Source organism: Streptomyces sp. NPDC054961, assembly GCF_053609145.1.
The window spans coordinates 46,638-66,754 of the sequence record NZ_JBSGWY010000038.1; the positions used below are offsets into that span (position 1 = coordinate 46,638).

General features: G+C 69.3%; 13 protein-coding genes and 2 pseudogenes. 8 read left to right on the top strand and 7 right to left on the bottom strand.

The genetic code is table 11. The annotated features are described in order from the left end of the window. Positions 1-313: 313 nt before the first annotated feature. Positions 314-1,771, top strand: coding sequence for a catalase (locus tag ACWF9Z_RS28245; protein WP_453606434.1), 1,458 nt, complete (start codon positions 314-316; stop codon positions 1,769-1,771). A gap of 468 nt (positions 1,772-2,239) precedes the next feature. Continuing rightward, positions 2,240-2,584, top strand: coding sequence for a hypothetical protein (locus ACWF9Z_RS28250; protein ID WP_453606395.1), 345 nt, complete (start codon positions 2,240-2,242; stop codon positions 2,582-2,584). A 99-nt stretch (positions 2,585-2,683) separates the two neighbouring features. Here ACWF9Z_RS28250 and gcl read toward each other — a convergent pair whose 3' ends face one another. Continuing rightward, positions 2,684-4,471, bottom strand: a complete 1,788-nt coding sequence (gene gcl, locus ACWF9Z_RS28255) for a glyoxylate carboligase (protein WP_453606397.1) — start codon at positions 4,469-4,471, stop codon at positions 2,684-2,686. A 255-nt stretch (positions 4,472-4,726) separates the two neighbouring features. On the opposite strand from gcl, the gene ACWF9Z_RS28260 reads away from it, so the two are divergent. Both ACWF9Z_RS28260 and ACWF9Z_RS28265 read left to right on the top strand, forming a co-directional pair. Then, positions 4,727-5,566, top strand: a complete 840-nt coding sequence (locus tag ACWF9Z_RS28260) for a hypothetical protein (protein WP_453606399.1) — start codon at positions 4,727-4,729, stop codon at positions 5,564-5,566. Between the two features lie 41 nt (positions 5,567-5,607). Beyond that, positions 5,608-6,102: a glutathione peroxidase gene (locus tag ACWF9Z_RS28265; protein WP_453606400.1), complete on the top strand. Its 495-nt coding sequence runs from the start codon at positions 5,608-5,610 to the stop codon at positions 6,100-6,102. 95 nt (positions 6,103-6,197) lie between these two features. Here the strand turns inward: ACWF9Z_RS28265 and ACWF9Z_RS28270 are convergent, their stop codons facing one another. Together ACWF9Z_RS28270 and ACWF9Z_RS28275 are read right to left on the bottom strand one after the other, a co-directional pair. After that, positions 6,198-7,967: an AMP-binding protein gene (locus ACWF9Z_RS28270; RefSeq protein WP_453606401.1), complete on the bottom strand. Its 1,770-nt coding sequence runs from the start codon at positions 7,965-7,967 to the stop codon at positions 6,198-6,200. A gap of 45 nt (positions 7,968-8,012) precedes the next feature. Then, positions 8,013-9,293, bottom strand: a complete 1,281-nt coding sequence (locus tag ACWF9Z_RS28275) for a winged helix DNA-binding domain-containing protein (protein ID WP_453606402.1) — start codon at positions 9,291-9,293, stop codon at positions 8,013-8,015. A 221-nt stretch (positions 9,294-9,514) separates the two neighbouring features. Between ACWF9Z_RS28275 and ACWF9Z_RS28280 the strand changes: the two genes are divergently transcribed. The 3 genes and pseudogenes from ACWF9Z_RS28280 (at position 9,515) to ACWF9Z_RS28290 (ending at position 12,761) form a co-directional block, all read left to right on the top strand. Beyond that, positions 9,515-10,681 carry a magnesium and cobalt transport protein CorA gene (locus ACWF9Z_RS28280; protein WP_453606404.1) on the top strand — a complete coding sequence of 389 codons (1,167 nt, stop codon included), beginning with the start codon at positions 9,515-9,517 and terminating at the stop codon, positions 10,679-10,681. Between the two features lie 57 nt (positions 10,682-10,738). After that, positions 10,739-11,606, top strand: a pseudogene (locus ACWF9Z_RS28285) (glycosyltransferase family 4 protein); the annotation flags it as partial. 87 nt (positions 11,607-11,693) lie between these two features. Next, positions 11,694-12,761 carry a serine hydrolase domain-containing protein gene (locus ACWF9Z_RS28290; protein ID WP_453606406.1) on the top strand — a complete coding sequence of 356 codons (1,068 nt, stop codon included), beginning with the start codon at positions 11,694-11,696 and terminating at the stop codon, positions 12,759-12,761. 191 nt (positions 12,762-12,952) lie between these two features. Here the strand turns inward: ACWF9Z_RS28290 and ACWF9Z_RS28295 are convergent, their stop codons facing one another. From ACWF9Z_RS28295 to ACWF9Z_RS28310, 4 genes are all read right to left on the bottom strand, one after another. Then, positions 12,953-14,287, bottom strand: coding sequence for a hypothetical protein (locus tag ACWF9Z_RS28295; RefSeq protein WP_453606407.1), 1,335 nt, complete (start codon positions 14,285-14,287; stop codon positions 12,953-12,955). Then, positions 14,284-16,263 carry a hypothetical protein gene (locus ACWF9Z_RS28300; RefSeq protein WP_453606409.1) on the bottom strand — a complete coding sequence of 660 codons (1,980 nt, stop codon included), beginning with the start codon at positions 16,261-16,263 and terminating at the stop codon, positions 14,284-14,286. Before ACWF9Z_RS28300 ends, ACWF9Z_RS28295 begins: the two co-directional genes overlap by 4 nt. Then, positions 16,260-17,054 carry a toll/interleukin-1 receptor domain-containing protein gene (locus tag ACWF9Z_RS28305; protein ID WP_453606410.1) on the bottom strand — a complete coding sequence of 265 codons (795 nt, stop codon included), beginning with the start codon at positions 17,052-17,054 and terminating at the stop codon, positions 16,260-16,262. Before ACWF9Z_RS28305 ends, ACWF9Z_RS28300 begins: the two co-directional genes overlap by 4 nt. Positions 17,055-17,373: 319 nt before the next feature. After that, entirely contained in the window at positions 17,374-18,612 is a 1,239-nt protein-coding gene (locus tag ACWF9Z_RS28310) for a helix-turn-helix domain-containing protein (protein WP_453606412.1), read from the bottom strand. A gap of 933 nt (positions 18,613-19,545) precedes the next feature. On the opposite strand from ACWF9Z_RS28310, the pseudogene ACWF9Z_RS28315 reads away from it, so the two are divergent. Next, positions 19,546-19,731: pseudogene (locus tag ACWF9Z_RS28315) on the top strand (CorA family divalent cation transporter); the annotation flags it as partial. Positions 19,732-20,117 lie beyond the last annotated feature (386 nt).

The following is a 20,117-nucleotide window of genomic DNA, read 5'->3' on the forward strand; positions in this document are numbered from 1 at the left end:
CCCGCCGCGGCGCACGCGGCCGTGCACCCCCCGCGGGTGCGCGCCGGCGTCGCCCCCCCCCCCGGCCCCCACCACTGGCCGCGCCGCCCCGCGCGGGGCCCGCGGCTCCACCCCCCTTCGGGGGCCCCGAGTTTCCGGATGGTGCCGGTGCTGACACCTGTCCTGTCGCGCCCAAGTGCCGGCACCGTCCGGATCACCTTTTCTTTCCTCTTTCTTTTCAACAAACTGTTGACGTCGAGTTCATGCCGAAATTAGGCTGTTCCGTATGACGGAAGACGGATTCCGCCAGCAGTTCCCCGTACGGAAGGTCACCATGTCGAAGCGCACGCTGACGACCGAGTCTGGCGCCCCGGTCGCCGACAACCAGAACTCCGCTACCGCCGGCGTCGGTGGCCCGATCCTGGTCCAGGACCAGCAGCTCCTTGAGAAGCTCGCCCGCTTCAACCGCGAGCGCATCCCGGAGCGCGTGGTGCACGCCCGCGGCAGCGCCGCGTACGGCCACTTCGAGGTGACCGACGACGTCACCGCGTACACCAGCGCCGCGTTCCTGAACACGGTCGGCAAGAAGACCGAGACCTTCCTGCGGTTCTCCACCGTGGCCGACTCGCTGGGTGGCGCGGACGCGGTCCGCGACCCGCGCGGCTTCGCGCTGAAGTTCTACACCGAAGAGGGCAACTACGACCTCGTCGGCAACAACACCCCGGTGTTCTTCATCAAGGACCCGATCAAGTTCCCCGACTTCATCCACTCCCAGAAGCGCGACCCCTTCACGGGCAAGCAGGAGCCGGACAACGTCTGGGACTTCTGGGCGCACGCCCCCGAGGCGACGCACCAGATCACCTGGCTGATGGGTGACCGCGGCATCCCCGCCTCCTACCGCCACATGAACGGCTACGGCTCCCACACCTACCAGTGGACCAACGCCCAGGGCGAGGCCTTCTTCGTCAAGTACCACTTCAAGACGAACCAGGGCATCCGCAGCCTCTCCAGCGACCAGGCCGCCGAGCTCGTCGGCTCGGACGGCAACTCGCACCAGACCGACCTGCTGCAGGCCATCGAGCGCGGTGTGAACCCGAGCTGGACCCTCTACGTCCAGATCATGCCGGCCGCCGAGGCCGCGGACTACCGCTTCAACCCGTTCGACGTCACCAAGGTGTGGCCGCACAGCGACTACCCGCTGCAGCGCGTGGGCCGTCTGGTCCTCGACAGGAACCCCGACAACGTCTTCGCCGAGGTCGAGCAGTCCGCGTTCTCGCCGAACAACTTCGTCCCGGGCATCACCGCCTCGCCGGACAAGATGCTCCAGGGCCGCCTGTTCGCGTACGCCGACGCCCAGCGCTACCGCCTCGGTGTGAACCACACCCTGCTGCCGGTCAACGCTCCGAAGGCGACGAAGGCCGACAACTACGGCCGCGACGGCGTCATGGCGCTGCGCAACGGCTCGCGCCACGACAAGAACTACGAGCCCAACTCGTACCAGGGCCCGGCCGAGACCGGTCTGGCGCTGGGCGCCCCGAAGGCCGTCTCCGGCTACACGGGCACCCACGAGGCCCCGGCCCACACCAAGGACGACGACTTCTTCCAGGCCGGTGAGCTCTACCGCCTGATGTCGGAGGACGCCAAGCAGCGTCTGGTGGCGAACATCGCGGGCGGCCTGTCCCAGGTCACCATCGAAGCCGTCATCGAGAAGAACCTGGCCCACTTCCACGCCGCGGACGCCGACTACGGCAAGCGCGTCGAGGAGGCCGTCCACGCCCTGCGCGACGCCTGAGCCGAAAAAGCTTCACCGGGGGCCTGACGGGAGGTCAGGCTCTGGGTGACGAGCCCACACCGCGGGCCCGGATGAGGGGTGGTACGCGGTGAGGGCAGGACGAGGACCGTGGCGAGCGTGCGAGCCAGTGCGGTGGTAAGGGGTTCCGAGGCCCGTCTCTTGACCTGAGGGAGACGAAGCCGGAGTTCTCGTCGCCCGCCCGCCACGGTCCCGGCCAACTCCCCCTCTCGTACACGGGGGCCACGCACAGAGCCCCCTGTGTATATAGGGGACAACCTCCCCCACCCTCTCCGCCCGGTGGTGCGAACGTCCTGTCGCGCCAGCCTCGTACCGTCGGGCGGTACCCACCAGAGAGCCGAGTCACGGACGGTCCCGTGACTCGGCTCTTTGCCGTGCGGCCGGCTCCTCGACCCCGCGTAGCAGTGGGAAGACGTGATGAGCCACTGCCGGTTGTCCAGGGTGCTCTGCATGGGGATGCCGCTGGTGCAGTTCGCGAACCCGCTGATGGCCGTGGGCCCGAGCGCGGCCCCGGCCTTGAAGGGCCGGCCGTCGTCCCACCGGCTGCTCAGCGGCACCCTGGCGGGCCAGGGGCGGACGCGGACGGGCGTGGAGCCGGCGTCGCGCCGCGTCGGCCACCACCCGCAGCGGCTCCAGCACCTCGCCCTGGCGCTCCGGGCTCATCGCGGCCACCGCGTCGGCGGACAGCGGTCCGGGCGGCCTCGCCTCCGCGGACGCTGCCGCGAGCGGCAGGACCGCCAGCGCCGCGACGAGCGCGAGCGGGCGCCACACACTTCCGGGACCTGGGCCCCGTAGGACATGCGCAGCGGGACAAGCGCAGCGGCCCCCGTTCCTCCTGGAGGAGGGACGGGGGCCGCTGCGTGGTACCGGACCAGCCGTGTGGAACCAGGCGGACTAGACGGAGATCGGGCGGATCGCGGTCGGGGCGTGGCCCGGCTCGGTCGCGATCTCTTCGAACTCGGTGACGTCGCTCATGTCGACGGTCTTGCTCATCGAGATGTTGGTGACGCGCTCCAGGATGGCCTCGACGACGACCGGGACGCTGAACTCGGCGGCCAGCTTCTTGGCCTCTTCGAGAGCGGCACCCAGCTCGTTCGGGTCCGTCACGCGGATGGCCTTGCAGCCGAGACCCTCGACGACCTTGACGTGGTCGACGCCGTAGACGCCCAGCTCCGGGGAGTTGATGTTCTCGAACTCGAGGTTGACCTCGAAGTTGATGCCGAGACCACCCTGCGCCTGACGGATCAGACCCAGGTAGGCGTTGTTCACGAGGACGTGGACGTACGGGATCTTGTGCTGCGCACCGACGGCCAGCTCTTCCAGCATGAACTGGAAGTCGTAGTCACCGGAGAGCGCGACGACGGGGGTCGTCGGGTCGGCGGTGGCGACACCCAGCGCGGCCGGGATGGTCCAGCCGAGCGGGCCGGCCTGGCCGCAGTTGATCCAGTGGCGCGGCTTGAAGACGTGCAGCATCTGCGCACCGGCGATCTGGGACAGACCGATGGTGGTGACGTAGCGGGTCTCCGGGCCGAAGGCCTTGTTCATCTCCTCGTAGACGCGCTGCGGCTTCATGGGGATGTTGTCGAAGTGCGTACGGCGCTGCAGCGAGCCCTTGCGCTCCAGGTGCGAGGCGACCCAGGCGCTGTAGTCGGGCAGCTTGCCCGCGGCCTTGAGCTCCTTGGCGACCTCGATGAAGACCTCCAGCGCGGCCTTGGCGTCGGAGGCGATGCCGAGGGCGGGGGCGAAGATCTTGCCGATCTGGGTGGGCTCGATGTCCACGTGGACGAACGTGCGGTCGCCGAGGTACGCGTCCAGGTTGTAACCGGTGTGACGGTTGGCCCAGCGGTTGCCGATGCCCAGGACGTAGTCGGACTCCAGGAACGTCGCGTTGCCGTAGCGGTGCGAGGTCTGCACACCGACCATGCCGGCGGCGAGCTCGTGGTCGTCCGGGATGACGCCCCAGCCCATGAGGGTGGAGATGACCGGGACGCCGATCAGCTCGGCGAACTCGACCAGCAGGTCGGAGGCGTCGGCGTTGATGATGCCGCCACCGGCGACGATCAGCGGACGCTCGGACTCCAGCAGGAGCTGGATGGCCTTCTCGGCCTGCTTGCGGGTCGCGGCCGGCTTGTGGACGGGCAGCGGCTCGTACAGGTCCGGGTCGAACTCGATCTCGGTGAGCTGGACGTCGATCGGCAGGTCGATGAGGACCGGGCCGGGGCGGCCGGAACGCATCAGGTAGAAGGCCTCCTGGAACACGCCCGGGACCTGCGCGGCCTCGAGGACCGTGGTGGCCTTCTTGGTGACCGGCTTGGCGATCGACGCGATGTCGACGGCCTGGAAGTCTTCCTTGTGGAGCTTGGCGACCGGGGCCTGACCGGTGATGCACAGGATCGGGATCGAGTCCGCGATGGCCGAGTACAGGCCGGTGATCATGTCGGTGCCGGCGGGACCCGAGGTACCGATGCAGACACCGATGTTGCCCGGCGCCGTGCGGGTGTAGCCCTCGGCCATGTGCGAGGCGCCCTCGACGTGGCGAGCGAGCGTGTGGTTGATGCCACCGACGTTCTTGAGCTCGCGGTAGAACGGGTTGATCGCAGCGCCGGGCACGCCGAACGCTTGCGCAACGCCCTCGCGCTTGAGGATCTCCACTGCAGCGGCGGCGGCTGTCATACGAGGCATCGAGTTCTCCTGCGGGTCTGGCGGTCAGGCTTTTCCGTAATCCGGAAGTTTTGTTCTGCTATACGGAACAAGCTAAGGCGCGACTTCGCGCACGTCAAGGCGGTACGGCAGCCCGGAACCCACCAAAAGCCACGTCTCGGCCGGTGAGTTGTACGAAAATCCAGGGGTCGACTGAAAATCGAGGGTCTGCCTGCCCCGGTGGTGGCAGGTGGTGGAGCATGGGCCCACGCACAGCGACGGAGGGGTCCAGGTCTCATGACGGATGCGGTACCGGTGCGCTGTCCCGCGTGTCTGCGCGAGAACGACTACACGGCCCTGGTGTTCCCCTGCGCCTGCGGGAGCCCGGTCACCCCGCCGCTGGACCTGGCGGCACCGGCCCGGGAGCTGATCCACCGCACCTGGTCGGACAGCTGGGTGACGGTGCGGTGCGAGGCCTGTGGGCGGGAGGGCGACTGGCCGCAGCCGGAGGTGGGGTGCGGGTCGTGCGGGACGGTGCTGGTGCTCCCGGTGCATCCGCGGAAGCCGGCGGACGGGGAGGCCGAGGAGCATGCGGCGGAGCCGGGGCGGGACTCGGCGGGGCAGGGCTCGGCGGGGCGGGACTCGGCGGGGCGGGCCGCTCCGGACCCGGTGGCTGCGGACCGCGCGCCCGCCGCGGCCAGCGGGGGCGGCGAGGGCGGCGCGGCCAGCGGGGGCGGCGGGGTCGCGCAGCGCCCGGCGTTCCTCCCCGTGACGATCCGTACCGCCCGGGACGCGGTGTCCACGGCCGCGCTGTACCTGCGCTGGCTCGGATTCCAGGACGTGCGCCAGCCCGACGGCCGGCCCGTCCCGTCGGCCCCCGTCGACCTGCGCGCTCCGGGGCTGGTCGCCCAGGTGGACCCGACCACGGCCCCGGCCGGGGTGCGGGCGGTGGAGTGCGTCTGGCTGAACGGGCTCACGGCCTCCGCGGCCAGCGTCTACTTCGCCCTCGCCGGATACACACCGGACGCGCGCGCACGCGCGGACGACCTGGGGATACCGCTGTTCGTGCTGGACCTCACGGGCACTCCGCAGCCGGTCAACGACCCGGCGGACGAACTCGTCGGCACGGGGGCCTAGGCTCGGAGGTCATGACGTGCGTTTCTGCCGAGGAGTGCTTGATGAGCCTGTACGACATCCCGCTGACCACCCTGTCCGACGAGCCCACCAGCCTCGCCGCGTACAAGGGCAAGGCGATCCTGCTCGTGAACACCGCCTCGCAGTGCGGTCTCACCCCTCAGTACTCGGGCCTGGCCCGGCTGCAGTTCGCGTACGAGGAGAAGGGCTTCACCGTCATCGGTGTCCCCTGCAACCAGTTCGGCGGGCAGGAGCCCGGCACCGCCGATGACATCCAGACCTTCTGCGCGACCGGTTTCGGCGTCACCTTCCCGATGCTGGAGAAGTCCGACGTCAACGGCGAGCACCGGCACCCGCTGTACCAGGAGCTCGTGAAGACCCCGGACGCCGGGGGCGAGGCCGGTGACATCACGTGGAACTTCGAGAAGTTCCTGATCTCCCCCGCCGGTGAGGTCGTGGCCCGCTTCCGCCCGCGCACGGAGCCCGAGGCCCCCGAGGTCATCGCGGCGATCGAGGCCCTGCTGCCGGCCTCTGTCTAGGACCCGCTTCCGGTACGGGGCCGCGTGCGCGCGGGCCCGTACCGCCCGCGCGCACGAAGCGCCGTACGTCTGGCCCGCGCGGGCGCGCGCCCGGATCAGCCGAGTTCCACCTCGTCGTACTCCTCGGCCGAGCCGGCCGCGGTGAGCTCGCGCAGTTCCACCCGGCGGATCTTGCCGGACACGGTCTTCGGGAGCTCTCCGAACTCGATGCGGCGGATCCTCTTGTACGGGGACAGCACCGCGCGGGAGTGCTCGAACAGCATGCGGGCCGTCTCCGGGCCCGGCTGCCAGCCCGCGGCGAGGGTGACGTACGCCTTGGGGACGGCGAGGCGCAGCGCGTCGGGGGCCGGGACGACGGCGGCCTCGGCCACCGCCTCGTGTTCCAGGAGGGCGCTCTCCAGCTCGAACGGACTGATCTTGTAGTCGGACGCCTTGAAGACGTCGTCGGCGCGGCCCACGTAGGTGAGGTAGCCGTCGGCGTCGCGCGAGGCGATGTCGCCGGTGCGGTAGAGCCCGTCGGCCATGGCCTCGGCGGTGCGCTCGGGGTCGTCGCGGTAGCCGGTCATCACTCCGGCGGGGCGGGGGCCGAGCGCGACGCACAGTTCGCCCTCGTCGGGGGATTCCTTGCCGGTGACCGGATCCAGCAGGACGATCTCGTAGCCCGGGGCGGGGCGGCCCATGGAGCCCGGCTTGACGGGTGCGCCGGGGAAATTGCCGGCCTGGAGCGTGGTCTCGGTCTGGCCGAAGCCGTCGCGGATGGTCACGCCCCACGCCTCGCGGACCTGGTCGATGACCTCCGGATTGAGCGGCTCTCCGGCGGCGACGGCCTCGCGCGGCGGGGTGCGCAGCGCGCTGAGGTCGGACTGGATCAGCATCCGCCACACGGTGGGCGGGGCGCAGAAGGTCGTCACGCCGTGCCGGTCCATTTCGGCCATCAGCCGCTCGGGGTCGAAGCGCGCGTAGTTGTGGACGAAGACGGTGGCGCCGGCGTTCCACGGGGCGAAGAGGTTGGACCAGGCGTGCTTGGCCCAGCCGGGCGAGGCGATGTTGAGGTGTACGTCGCCGGGGCGCAGGCCGAGCCAGTACATGGTGGAGAGGTGCCCGATCGGGTACGAGGCGTGCGTGTGCTCCACGAGCTTGGGCCGGGCGGTGGTGCCGGAGGTGAAGTAGAGCATCAGCGGGTCGGTGGCGAGGGTTTCGCCGTCCGGGGTGAAGGGGCCTTCGGCGGCGTACATGTCCTCCAGGCGCCGCCATCCGGTGGGGATGTCGGGTCCGGCGGCGATCCGGGTGTACCCGCCGGGTACGCCGTCGAACTTCCCGGTGTCCTCGGCCCGCGCGATGACGTGCCGTACGTGGCCGCGGTCGATGCGGTCGCGCAGGTCGGCCGGGCCGAGCAGCGGGGTCGCCGGGATGACGACGGCGCGCAGCTTCATGGCGCCGAGCATCACCTCCCACAGCTCGCGCTGGTTCCCGAGCATGACGAGGATCCGGTCCCCGGGGGCGACGCCCTGGGCGCGCAGCCAGTTGGCGGCCGCGCCGGACCGGGCGCTCATCTGCTCGAAGGAGACGGCGCTGCTGGTGCCGTCCTCCTCGACGATCCGCAGGGCGTCGGCCCGGTTCCCGGCGGCGATGTGGTCGAACCAGTCGAGGGCCCAGTTGAACCGCTCGGGGCGGGGCCAGGTGAATCCGGCGCGGGCGGCCGCGTAGTCCCCGCGCCGTTCCAGCAGGAAATCGCGGGCGGCGAGGAACCGGGCGGTGGCGTCGAGGTTCGCGTGGGGCCGGTGCGACGGGTCTGACGCCTTCGGCGAGTTCGGCGAGTTCGACGGGTTCGACGGGTTCGACGGGTTCGACATGTTCTCGGTCATGCCAGGCATCGTGCCGTGTCCGGCGTACGGGCCACCAGAGCGGCGTCAGCCGTGGATTGACCCGAAGCGGACCATGCCGTTGGCAAGGGACCCGTTGACGCCGGTCGGGCTGCCCCCCGTAACCGCGTCGGCGAGTTCCTCCGCGGCCATGGCCGCGAGGAGGGCCTCCCCCTCGGCGACGATCTCCGCCTCGAGCGCCTTGGGGGCCGGGGAGAACAGCTCGACGGTGAGCGTGGCGCCGTCGAGCTTCCACAGCCCGGAGAGGAAGCCGTCGAGGAGGAGGGTGCAGTGGGCCTGGTTCCCCGACCAGGTACGCCCCTTGAGCGCGGGGGCGACCACGCGGGAGCGGTCGGCGTGGGAGAGGAGCAGGTTGTCGAACTCGGGAAGGAAGCGCGGCGGCGCGGGCACGTCGGGGTCGGGGCGGGACGCGTCGGGCAGGTCGAAGAGCTCGACGCCGTTCTCGTCCTGGAACACGGCCAGCCGCGGCCGCAGCCGCTCGAAGGATGCGCGCAGCCGGGTGAGGCCGGCCCAGGTCTGCATGTCCTTGACGGAGGCGGGCCCGAAGGCGCGCAGGTAGCGCAGGACGACGTCGTCGATGCCCTGGGTGCCGTCGGCGTCGTCGATGCCCTGGGTGCCGTCGACGGCATCGACGGCCCGGGGTCCGCCCACCAGCCTCCCCTCACCCCCGCCCTTCCCTGCCTCCTCCCCTGCCTCCTCCCCTGCTCCCTCCCTCTCCCCGGTCCTCTCCTTGGTCCACTCGCCGAGGGTGGTGAGCCGTACCTGTCCACTCCTGCCCCACACCCCTCGGGGGGTGACCTGTACGAGCGGCAGGAGGCAGCGAGCGGCGACGGACAGCGACTGGGGGTCGGCGTCGGGCCACTCCTCGAGCAGCTCCTCGCGGATCTCGGCCATGGTGCGCGGTTCCTCTTCCACGAACGCCTGCGCGCGGCGGGCCAGCCGGTCCAGGTCGACTCCCGCCAGGCCCTTGCGGAAGTAGTTGACCTCCCGGTCGCGGGCGGGCTGGACGAGGGGCCGCAGGATGAACGCGTCGCGGGCCGTGTGGGTGTGGATGGTGGACCGCATGGTGACCATCCGGACCACGTCCCGGGACTCCATCAGCCCGGCGAGTTCGGTGGGCCGGAATCCGGCGAGGCGCGCGTGGAGCTGGAAGTAGGGCGGCTTCACGTTCTGCGCCTGCAGTCCCAAGAGGTGCTGGACGGCGTCCCGTGCGGACATCTGCGCCCGACCCAGGAGCAGCTGGCGGTCGAGCGTGGCACGGTTCAGTGAACGGGTGTCGAGTACGCGGTGCGTCGTCCTGGAGGCCATGACCACAACGTAGCCCCCCTTGCGGACACCCCCTGTCCGCAACCCCCGCGGCCCCCACCATCCGAACGATCCACCCGATCTGATCCGAGCGATCCGGCCGATCCGGCCGATCCGAGCAAGGCAACGACCCATTCCTCCGGATATCCTGCGCGGAACCAGCACACACACATAAACATCCACACAACCTCACAAACACCTGTTCGACCGAGAGCTGACCTGCGATGTCGGAGCACCCAGACCGCCGCGAACCACCCCCGCCCGCGAAGCGGCCGGGGTGGCGCCGCCCGGCTGCCCCTCCTCCCGCCGCCCCGGCCACGCCCCCGCGGCCCCCGAAGCCGGCCACGCCGGGCCCCGCCCCCGCCGACCACCACAGCGTGATCGACTCCGCCGTCTACCACCACGGCGTCCGGGTCGCCTCCCCCGCCACCCTGGCCGAGACGTTCCGCCGGTTGCGCGAGCAGCCCGACGGCATGGCCTGGATCGGCCTGCACCGGCCCAGTGAAACCGAACTGCATTCCCTGGCAGCCGAGTTCAACCTCCACCCGCTCTCGATCGAGGACGCCCTGGAGGCCCACCAGCGCCCCAAACTGGAGCGGTACGGAGACACCCTTTTCGTCGTCCTGCGCGCCGCCCGGTACCTGGACGCACTGGAGGAGGTCGACTTCGGCGAGCTCCACATCTTCGTCGGCCCGGACTTCCTGATCACGGTCCGCCACGGCGCAGCCCCCGACCTCTCCGCGGTCCGCCGCCGCATGGAGGCCTCCCCGGAACTGCTCTCCCTCGGCCCGGAAGCCGCCCTGTACGCCATCCTCGACGCGGTGGTCGACGGCTACGCCCCGGTCGTCGAGGGGGTCCAGAACGACATGGACGAGATCGAGACGGAGGTCTTCCGCGGCGACCCGGAGGTCTCCCGCCGCATCTACGAACTCTCCCGCGAAATGGTCGAGTTCCAACGCGCGACCCGCCCCCTGGTCGGCATGCTCCACAGCCTGATGGCCGGCTTCGCCAAGTACGGCACGGACGAGGAACTCCAGCGCTACCTCCGCGACGTGGCCGACCACGTCACCCACACCAGCGAACGCGTGGACGGCTTCCGCCAGGCCCTCACCGAAATCCTGACGGTCAACGCCACCCTGGTCTCCCAGCAACAGAACGCCGAAATGCGCGCCCTGGCAGAAGCCGGCTTCGAACAGAACGAGGAGATCAAGAAGATCTCCTCCTGGGCGGCCATCCTCTTCGCCCCCACCCTGGTCGGCACGATCTACGGCATGAACTTCGACACCATGCCCGAACTCCACTGGGCCGGCGGCTACCCCTTCGCGATCCTGCTGATGGCGGTCGTCTGCGTGAGCCTGTACGTCATCTTCAAGAAGCGCGACTGGTTGTAGACAGCACAGCGGGACACGGATCAGGGCTGATCCTGGCTGCGCACGCCAAGAATGGGCCGTGCCATGACGGCCGCCATCGACCCGCACCAGATCAGCGTGCTGCACCTGCACCACCTGGCCTTCGGAGCCACCCCCGCCCTCCTTCGGGCCCTACCCGCCCACCCCCGGATCGCCTTCGTCCACGGCACCGACCTCCTGCACGCCGAGAACCACACCACGCAGCTCCGCGTTCTCCGCGAGACCGCCTCCGCCGCCGACGCGATCGTCGTCCCCACCGGCGCCATGGCCGACCGCCTGCTCAAGCTCGCCCCCAAGACGGACAGGCGCAAGATCGAGAAGATCCCCTGGGGCGTCCCCGACCGCCTCCTGACCAGCCAACCGCCCAGGCCCGCCCGACGTCCCACCAGCCACCTGCGGATCCTCTTCGCAGGCCGTCTCAGTTCCGAGAAGGGCCTCGAACCCCTCCTCCAAGCCGTCGCGGCCACCCGCTCGGTCGGAGCTGAGCATCGCCGCTCCGCGCGCCCAGTTCCTCGACCTCGCCCCGGTCGTCCGCCAGCTCGGCGTCCACGTCCGCTACCTCGGCTGGTTCCGCCGCGCCCAACTGTGGAAGGCCTTCGCCGACCACGACGTGCTCGTCGTGCCCTCCACCACGCTGGAGGCCATGGGTCTCGTCGCCCTCGAAGCCCAGGCCTGCGGACTCCCCGTCCTCTACCAACCCGTCCCCGGCCTCAGCGAAGCCCTCTCCGGCACCGGCCTGGCCACCGACTTCACCAACCCCACCACCGCCGCCCACGACCTCCACCGCCTGCGCACCACCCCCGGCCTTCTGGAGATGCTCCGGGCATCCGGCCGCACCAACGCCGCCCGCTTCCCGCTCAGCGCCACCGCCACGGCCATCGCCGCTCTCGGCCAGCGGCTCGCCTGACACCACCCGTGGCGCAGCCGGCACCGCCCCGGCCGCGTCACTAACCTGGCCAGCGGACCACCCGCGGCCCACGACGATCGGGAGACCATGACCCACACCACCGACCGGATCGAAGACCTCCTCCAGACCGGCGTACGCGACGAGGTCTACCCCGGCGCGGTGTGGGCGGTCGGGAACGCCGACGGCATCGAGGCCAGCGGAGCCGTCGGCCTCCTCGACCCCGGCCACCCGGACGAGCCGATGAGGCTGGACACCGTCTTCGACGTCGCCAGCCTCACCAAGATCCTCGCCGTCTGGTCCACGATCGGCATCCTGGTCGAAGAGGGAAAACTCCAGCTCCACACACCCCTCGGCACCTTCTGGGACGAAGTCACGGGCCACCCCCTCGCACAGGCCACGGCCCACCACCTCCTCACCCACACCGCCGGCCTGCCGTTGCGCGCGAACCTGAACTACGGCACCGACCCCCAGGACATCCGCGACGGCGTCCTCCACGAGGCCCTCCACCGCCCGCCGGGCGAAGCCGTCGAATACACCGACCGAGCCGCCCTCGTCCTCGGTTACCTCGCCGAGCACCTCTCTGGCCAGCCATTGGACCAGCTCGCCACCGACCGCGTCTGGCACCCCTTGGGGATGACGCAGACCCGCTTCGGCCCCCTCCCCGATGCCGAGGCGGCACGCTGCGCCCCCACCGAGTACGACGAGACCACCGGCACCCACCTCAAGGGCACCGCCCACGACTTCTCCGCCCGCCTCCTCGACGGCGTCTGCGGTATCGCCGGTACCTTCTCGGTCCTCGACGACCTCGCCCTCTTCCTGAGCCACATGCTCGTCCCCACCCAGGCCGCCTTCGGCCCGACCTGGATCAAGGACTCCCTGCGTATCCACACCGGAACCCTCACACCCGCCCGCGGCATCTTCTGGCACCCCGCCCCCGGCACCGACCCCACCGAGGACATCTGGGTCCACTACGGCTTCACCGGCACCGGCCTGTGGATCAGCCCCACCCAGGGTCGCTGGGCTGTCCTCCTCACCAACAAGCTCCGCTTCAATCGCGACCGCGAACCCCTGACAGAAATCCGCAACAGCTTCCGCGCCTCTGTACTCACCGCGCCGGATCCTGATGGCAGCACATGGCCAGATACTCACAGGTGAACCCGGACGGTCTGCACCGCCAGACTGAGCCAGCCGTTGTCGGTAGGGAGGCGCTGGCGGCCCCAGCTCACCCGCCCATCGTCGTGGGGGCCATCAGCGGGGTCGCGAATATAGGGGAAGAACCCGGTCCACAGGCGCCCCGTCCGGCGTGCAGGAGAGAAGCCCTCTAGGAGAGCCAACTACCTACCAGATCAGCTGCTTTCCTCGCCGTCCGAGTCCCGTGCATGAGGTGCGGCGGGGCCGTGCGGGTTCTGCAAGGTGTCCCAGAAATTCGTGGGTGTTGTATCGTCCTCGGTCGCCTCCTGCCAGCCTTGGTTCCGTTCGCCCTCACCGCTCTCCGCCTCCCATGGCGCGGACGTCCCCGCGCCCGGGGCGGTAGACCGCGAGTCTTCGCCGGCTTGGGAGCGCGGTGACCAGGCTCCCGTGGTGTCCCCGTCATCCGGAGCCTTCCCCGCCGGCCCTTCTCCCCCGCTCTCGTCGGAAGCCGGGAGAAGGTTCCGCCTGATCTCCTCGGCGGCCTCATACAACTCGGCCGCTTCCAGGCTCCGCACCACACGGTGCACGAACACCGTGTATTCATCCATGTCCGGCTTAAGGCCTACTGCCGCCAGCAACAGCAGCAGCCGATCCGAGACCCCGATTTCCTCCTCGCGGTCGAACGTCCCTCCTCCCTGGCCGTGTCCTTCCCACAGCGGGCCCCCGACTGTCGCTTCGCTCCGGGCGCCCAAAGGCGGCACCAGCAAGTGACGGAAGAGCTCGGGTACCTCCTCATCGTTGGCCGCCGCCGCGATCTGGGCGAGCGGGCCGATCATGTCGACCGCCTTCTCGATCTCGTTTTCGTGTCGGGCCAGCCACCACACCACCGCGCTGCCCGCGCTCTTGAGTACATCCTCACCGAGGTAGCGCCGCTTGTTACGTTCGTGGTGACGCTCGTACTCCCAGACCTCCTCGTCCTTGCGAAGGTCGTTCAACTTCCGCAGGCGCTCGCGGTCAGCGGGGGCGAGGGCCAACGTCACATCCACCGCCAGGGCCTTTACCCGTCCGCTCTGGTCCGGGAGCGGGACGCCGAGCTCCCCCTCCAGGAGATACCGCGCGAAGCTCGCCCGACCGGGCTCCTCGCGGTGGACTACCTCCAGGGCCCGACGGACGACCGAGGACACGGCGAGGGCCGGGGAGACGGCGTCAGACCGGCCGACCTGGCCGGGGACCGGCCTCCACCACACAGTGGCCGAGAAGAGGAAGTCGTAGCCATCCGCCGCGCTCGGCAGGGCCGCGTCGACCACCCGCGTCTCCTGGTACGGCTGCTCTGTCGGCGCCGTGGGGAGCTCGGGTTCACTGGGCTCGTGCCGATCGACCGACGCGCGGCCACCACTCGGGGCCACCATGACGAGCAACAGGGAGCCCGAGGCTGTGACCATGCACATGAAGCCCGACAGCCAAGCCGACCAGTTCAGTTGGTTTCCGAGCACAGCCGGCGCTAAGCCGCAGAGAGCGACAAACAGCATGCGGGGAAAGCGGTGTTTCATCGTGCCTCTTCCGTGGTCCGGGGTGCGCCGCCCGCACTCTGCCTGCGGGCGTGCTGCGCCTGGTCTATGTGCTGCCAGAAGAGGGCGGCGACAGCCGCCCGAGACGGGTGGTGCGCGGATCCCGCCCAGTCGTAAGCGATGGCGTAGAGGCGGTGGAGGGCGACTCCACGGCCGTGCGTAGCACTGACCATGACGCCTAGCGCGATCTCCCGCGTACTGTCGTCAGCCACTGCGTTCAGCCAACTACTCGCCAGCAGGCTCCAAAGCTCCGTCGGCGGCTGGGAGAAGACTGTCTCCCAGCCCAGAAACAGGTCCGGCCACGGTGGCGGGTCCGGTGCACGGCCACTACTCAACAACTCTGTAAGCAGGCGGAGATGAGGATCCGCTCCGCACGTCTCCCGGCGCGTCCGCTCCCGTAAACGGTCGAGGAGTAGCCGATAGAGTCGACGGTCGCGGCTGGCCAGGTCGAGAAGTGCTTCCCGGGCCTCACCAGTCGACTCTTTCCGTACGGCGAGGTAATGGAGCCGCACCATCGCCTGATCCGGGTGTGTCGCGCTGAGGCTCTGGCGGCAGGCGTTGGTCAGGACGCGGGCAAGGCCATCCGACAAGGAGCCGGACGTCGCGCACTCGTATATCCGCCTTCGGAACCATCCCCCAAACCTCTCGTGGCTGAGACCGAGTTCGAGGGCTGTCACGGCTCGCGGGTCGCAGGGTGCTCCGGTTGCGCGGTCCGCCCAGCGCACTACCAGGTCGAAGAGGTGGTCGGGCCGCCCGATGGTAAGAGACTGCTCACCGAATCGGACGACGGCGTTCACTTTGTCGTCGGTGGTCAGACCGCGTAACCCGGTGGCATGACCGATCCAGTCCCTGAGGTCATCGCGCAGCCCAGGGAAGTTGTCCCAGAAGTAGGCCAGAACCGCGTCGGCGTAGGCCAGCCGCTCGAAGCGGAGCCGTCCGTCAGCGTCTCGCTCGATCCCCAGCGCATCCAAACGCTCCCCGAAGTCCGTCCGCGCGAGCTCAGTCGTCGCGTCTTCCTCGTGCCTCACCATCCTCATCAGGCTGTGCCACACCTCGTACACGGTGTCAGCACGCGCTTCCTCGAACACCGCCGTCGCGAGCAGCAGGGCCCGCTCGGGCGCGGTGCGGAACGTGGTCACCTGTCTGCCCACTTCACCGGCATGATCAGTCACGGCGTGCATCGCCTGATCGAGCCAATCCGCGAAGTCGGCACCGAACCGTCCACCGTCGCGAGCGGACTTCACCAGCCCCGCAAGCCGCGCCAACTCCCGCATGGGTGAACGGTCGAACAGGCGCTGCAGTTCGTTGCTCCGCAGGTCCGCGGGACGGAAAGGCATGCGGTCCATGCGCAGGTACCGGGTGACGACGGCGATCCCCCGGGGACGCTCCAGTTTCACCGTGTGCGGTTCGAGGTCTGGCGAACGGGCGTGCGCCATACCCCACGGAAGGACAACGACCATGTGGGCCCCCGCCTCCTGGACCTGTGACCGACGCAGGGCCAAGCGGTACTGGGCCTTGGCATACACCTCCTCGTCGACGATCCCGGAGAGGTCGAGGAGGAACCGGTCCCCCTCGTTGAGGGCAAGAGGTCTCACCTCCTTTTCCGTATCCTCGTCTGTGGCTGGAAGCTCCTCGAACCGGACACCGTCCTCCTCGGCGTCCTCACCGAGCCCGTGCAGCAGCATGATCGCCGCCGCGCGGCGACCACTGCCAGGCGGCGCGTTCAGCAGCACCACCGACCCGGGCTTCTCCAGGCAATCGGCGGCGACGCGGTAGCCCACCGGTGGCACGAACCGGTCGGCCAGGCGCACCCGATCATCGGGGGCGACCCTGAGGGGCTCGACCCCTTTGCGGAGCATCCAGTCCGCGTCGGCGCCGTAGAAGATGTATTGGTGCCCCTGACCGTTGTTCACCGGGCCGCGCGGATCATTGACGGTGACGCGGTCCTGCTCGATCATCGTCCGCCATCCGAGCGCCGGCGCTCGCGCTCGAAGCGCTGGTGGACTGTACCGCTGTTGTCGCCCGCCGTGAACTGCACCCCGGTGTTGTCACCCTCGAAGTGCGGGGCGTTGTACTGGTGTCCCCGACCGGTGTTCACGGGCCCTTGCGGCTCGTTGACAAAAGTGCCGGACAGGTCTCCATTGAGGTTTCCGACGCCGCCGCGCACGCGTTGCTCGACATCGCGCGTCCGCATCCTGGCGTGGTCGGCATCCTGGGCTGACTTCTTGCGGGGCTTCGCCTCTGCCCGCTCCCGTACAGCACGGACGTCGCGGTCCACTGCGCCCAGCTCGGGCAGCAGTCGGGCGATGGCGTCGCCGAGCACCGTAAGGTCCGACTCGGCGTTGCGGTGGTCGAACCGCCTGTACTGGCAGTCCGCCAGCTCCTGCAGATCGTCTGGGAGGACGGCGCGGTCGATCCGTGTGGCCTTTCCGACGAGAACCGGGATGACCAGAATCCCGCGGTCGAGCGCGGTCTGGATTTCCCGACGAGTCCAGTCCTGAGCACCTTCGAGGGCTGGGCGACCGTCTTCCCCCCGCACTTCCGCCCAGCGGGGGCCAATCACGGCGAGGAGCGCCTCGCACTCCTCCACCGCCCTGACCAGTTCCGCTGGGAAGCGGTGCCCGAGCTCGATCGAATTGCTGGCGAAGAAAATCCGCTCGCCGCCGAACCTCCGAGCCAGCTCCCGAGCAATCATGGTCGCCGCGGATTCCTCGTCGCCTGTGCGGTAGTTGACAAAGACATTGGGCATGAAGGTTCCCTTCGTTCGAGGTAGACGGAAGACAGTGGAGAACGGGTACAAGCGCGCGTCCGAGCACCGGGGCCGCGAGGCCCCGGTCCACCCGGGCGATGGAGTCCCGCCCGTACGGCGGCATGGAGTCCACGGAAGGGCCTACGAATGTGTACCGCCCAACGGGTCATTGACCGCAGGCAGCCCCAAGAAGCCAGGGGGCGCAGCGCGACGTATCGGGCAGGGATCAGAAGGGCTCGCCGGGGATAGCCGGATCCGGAGGGACCGGGCAGTCTTGCAAACCTCCCGGCTCTAGCCGGTGTCGGTCGTGGAGCCCGTGTCAGTCGTGCGCGGGGGCAAGCACCCGTGCCAGCGCCGGTTGCAAATCATGTACGGCCCGGCTGCTCCGGAACCGCGAGAGTTCCCGCGCGAGACGCCGGATGTCGCTGTTCACCGTCGCCGAGGGCACGGCCGGCATCACCGCCAAGAGCTCCCCAGCAATCGTGCACGCGTGCTCGACCTCCCCGGAGGCCGCGTGGGCCAAGGACCTGCGGAAGCCGTACCGGGTGCGGGTCCGCAGCGCGTGCGGCGGGAGGCGACGGCACTCCCGGTCGAGGACCTCAGCGGCAGCCTTGGGACGACCGAGGTCGTACAGGCACCAGCCGGTCGTCATCGCCGCCGGATCGCTCACGTGAGTGGTGCCGATCGTGGGGTCGGCGCTGCTGCGGGCGTCGTCGCGATCGAGTAGATCCCGTGCCCTATCGAGGCTGCGGAGGCAATCGAGTTCGTCGCCGACGAGCGCATGCCCCTGTGCCTCCCGCTGGGCCGCGAGTCCCCTGATTCGTGGCGGAAGTTCGTGGCTCTGGGCCCGTCGGGCCAGGGCGACGGTGCCTGCGGCGTCCCCGTCGTAGAGCGTGACCAGGGCGCGACGCACAAGCGCGTAGGAACCGAGATACGGATCGCCTCCAGCACGTGCCAGTCCGTCCGCCTCACCGGTCCAGCCAAGGGCCGCGGCGCTGTCCCCGGCCTCCTGGGCCATCCAGCCGGTGAACTCCGCAAACCGCGACGCGAGCAGGAGCGCGGGGGCCCGAGTGGCGGACCGCGTGTCGGCGGCCAGCGCGGCGATCACGCGTGTCTGGGCCTCCAGCAGAGGAAGCAAGACCTTCGGCGCGGTGGACTGGCCGAGCTTTCGTAGCTGGTCGAACTGCGCTCGGAAGGAGGGAAGGAGGGGGTCGGGGGCAGAGAACGCCTGACCGCCGAGTTTCAGACCGAGGTCGATCAGTGCTCCCGTACCCGCCGCCAGAACTTCTCGGCGCCCAACGAGCCAGGGGCTTGGGGTGGCGGTGGTGGTGTCCGATTCGGTCGCGGGGCGCACGACCAGGCGCTGCAGCTCGCCGTTCGCGCCGAGGAAGGCGTCGCACCGCCGGGCCAGTTCGGGGGACGCAGAACGCTCCCCGCGTTCGACCTTGCTCAGGTACCCCTTGTCGTAGTTGAGTGCGACGGAGAACTCGGTGAGAGTCATACCTGCTTCCTGTCGCAAGCGACGAAGTTCTGGGCCGAACCGTAAAGCTTCACTCATCACTAGCCTCCCCTTGCATAGCGAACGTGAGGGTCGTAGCTGTTACGTGGAACTCTGTCTCGCCGCTGGACACGAAGCCCGGTGGCGAACACCCCGTCGTGACGGTCCGTATCGCTTCGCATCCGAGAGTGAGTTTGACACGAGGCCTGCCTTGAGAATCAAGGTTCGGCGGCGTTGCCCGTTGCCTCTTACGTTCTCCGTTGTTCTTCGGCTGTTCCTCGCTGGGACCGGAGTCGAGCATGATCGGAACGAAGCGGTCGAAAATGCCGGGGTCTATGGCTTCTTCCGATCACGCCGCCAAGGGCACTGAGTCGTTCGATGCACCTCTTGATCAAGGAAGATGCCCCGGTGGCCAGCGGCAACGCGACCGCAGTCGAGGCGGGGGACGGTCGACTGATCGACGCGTTGATCGGCTGCGCTCCGATCGATTGCCTCCAGCACACTGCTGGGGCGGGGGGCGTCTGCAGCAATCGGAAGCAGCTGTGAAGGTTCTCATGGCAGGGCGATACCACAGCCTGCACAGTCTGGATAGCGCTACCAACTCCGCCACGAGAAGCTGCGTGAGCGCTGGTAGGCGCTCATGGTGGCCCCGAGCCGCGCCGTGCACCTCTTCGCCGACAACATGGCCGCCGGCGCCCGCACCCAACCGCGAGCACCTCCGTGGAGCAGCGGGCACTTGCTCCTGCCCCGCTGCCACTACGCCCCGTAGCCCGCCCTGGCACAGGGATCACAGTCCCGACCTGCGGTGATCTTCCTTCAGAGGCAGGCGCCGCTGGGGAGAACCTGAGGAGAATTGAGGCCCGTCGGGGAGCGGCTGGGGAGGACCGGCCGTACAAGCTGGCAGCACCGTGAAAGGCTCGGAAAGGCCGATCGCCGCAGGTAGGACCGCCGGTTCGGGCGATTTCCTCAGGTCAGCGGTGTGTGGGTGACGACTTCAAGAAGATCTCCTCGTGGGCGGCCATCCTCTTCGCACCCACGCTGGTGGGAACCATCTACGGCATGAACTTCGACACCATGCCCGAACTCCACTGGGCCGGCGGCTACCCCTTCGCAATCCTGCTGATGGCGGTCGTCTGCGTTAGTTTGTACGTAATTTTTAAGCGGCGGGACTGGCTTTAGGCTCCTCGCATCCCGCTCAGATCATCCTTCGCACTTCGCTTTCGCATCACTCACGGATCGACCCCGAAGCGGCCGTGGGGGGTCTCTGGGGGGAATGGATGCGGGTGATCTCCTCACCTTGCCTCAGCCCCTGACCAGGCCTTTTGTGGTGTCGACAGGCCCTGGGGATCTGGGGGGATCTGGGGAGAATCGACTGACAGCCTGCGCCTCGCGTCCGTCGCAGCGGGCCCGTCCGGTTCGCTGCCGGAGAGGAAGACCTCGTCGCCACACTTCTCGCCCTTGGACACGCGTTCGTCGTAGACCGGGTGATGGACACGCACAGTAAACGGATCCGCGACCTATTGGGGAACACGGCCGACGCCCGCGGGGCTTCCCCGGTGGCATTC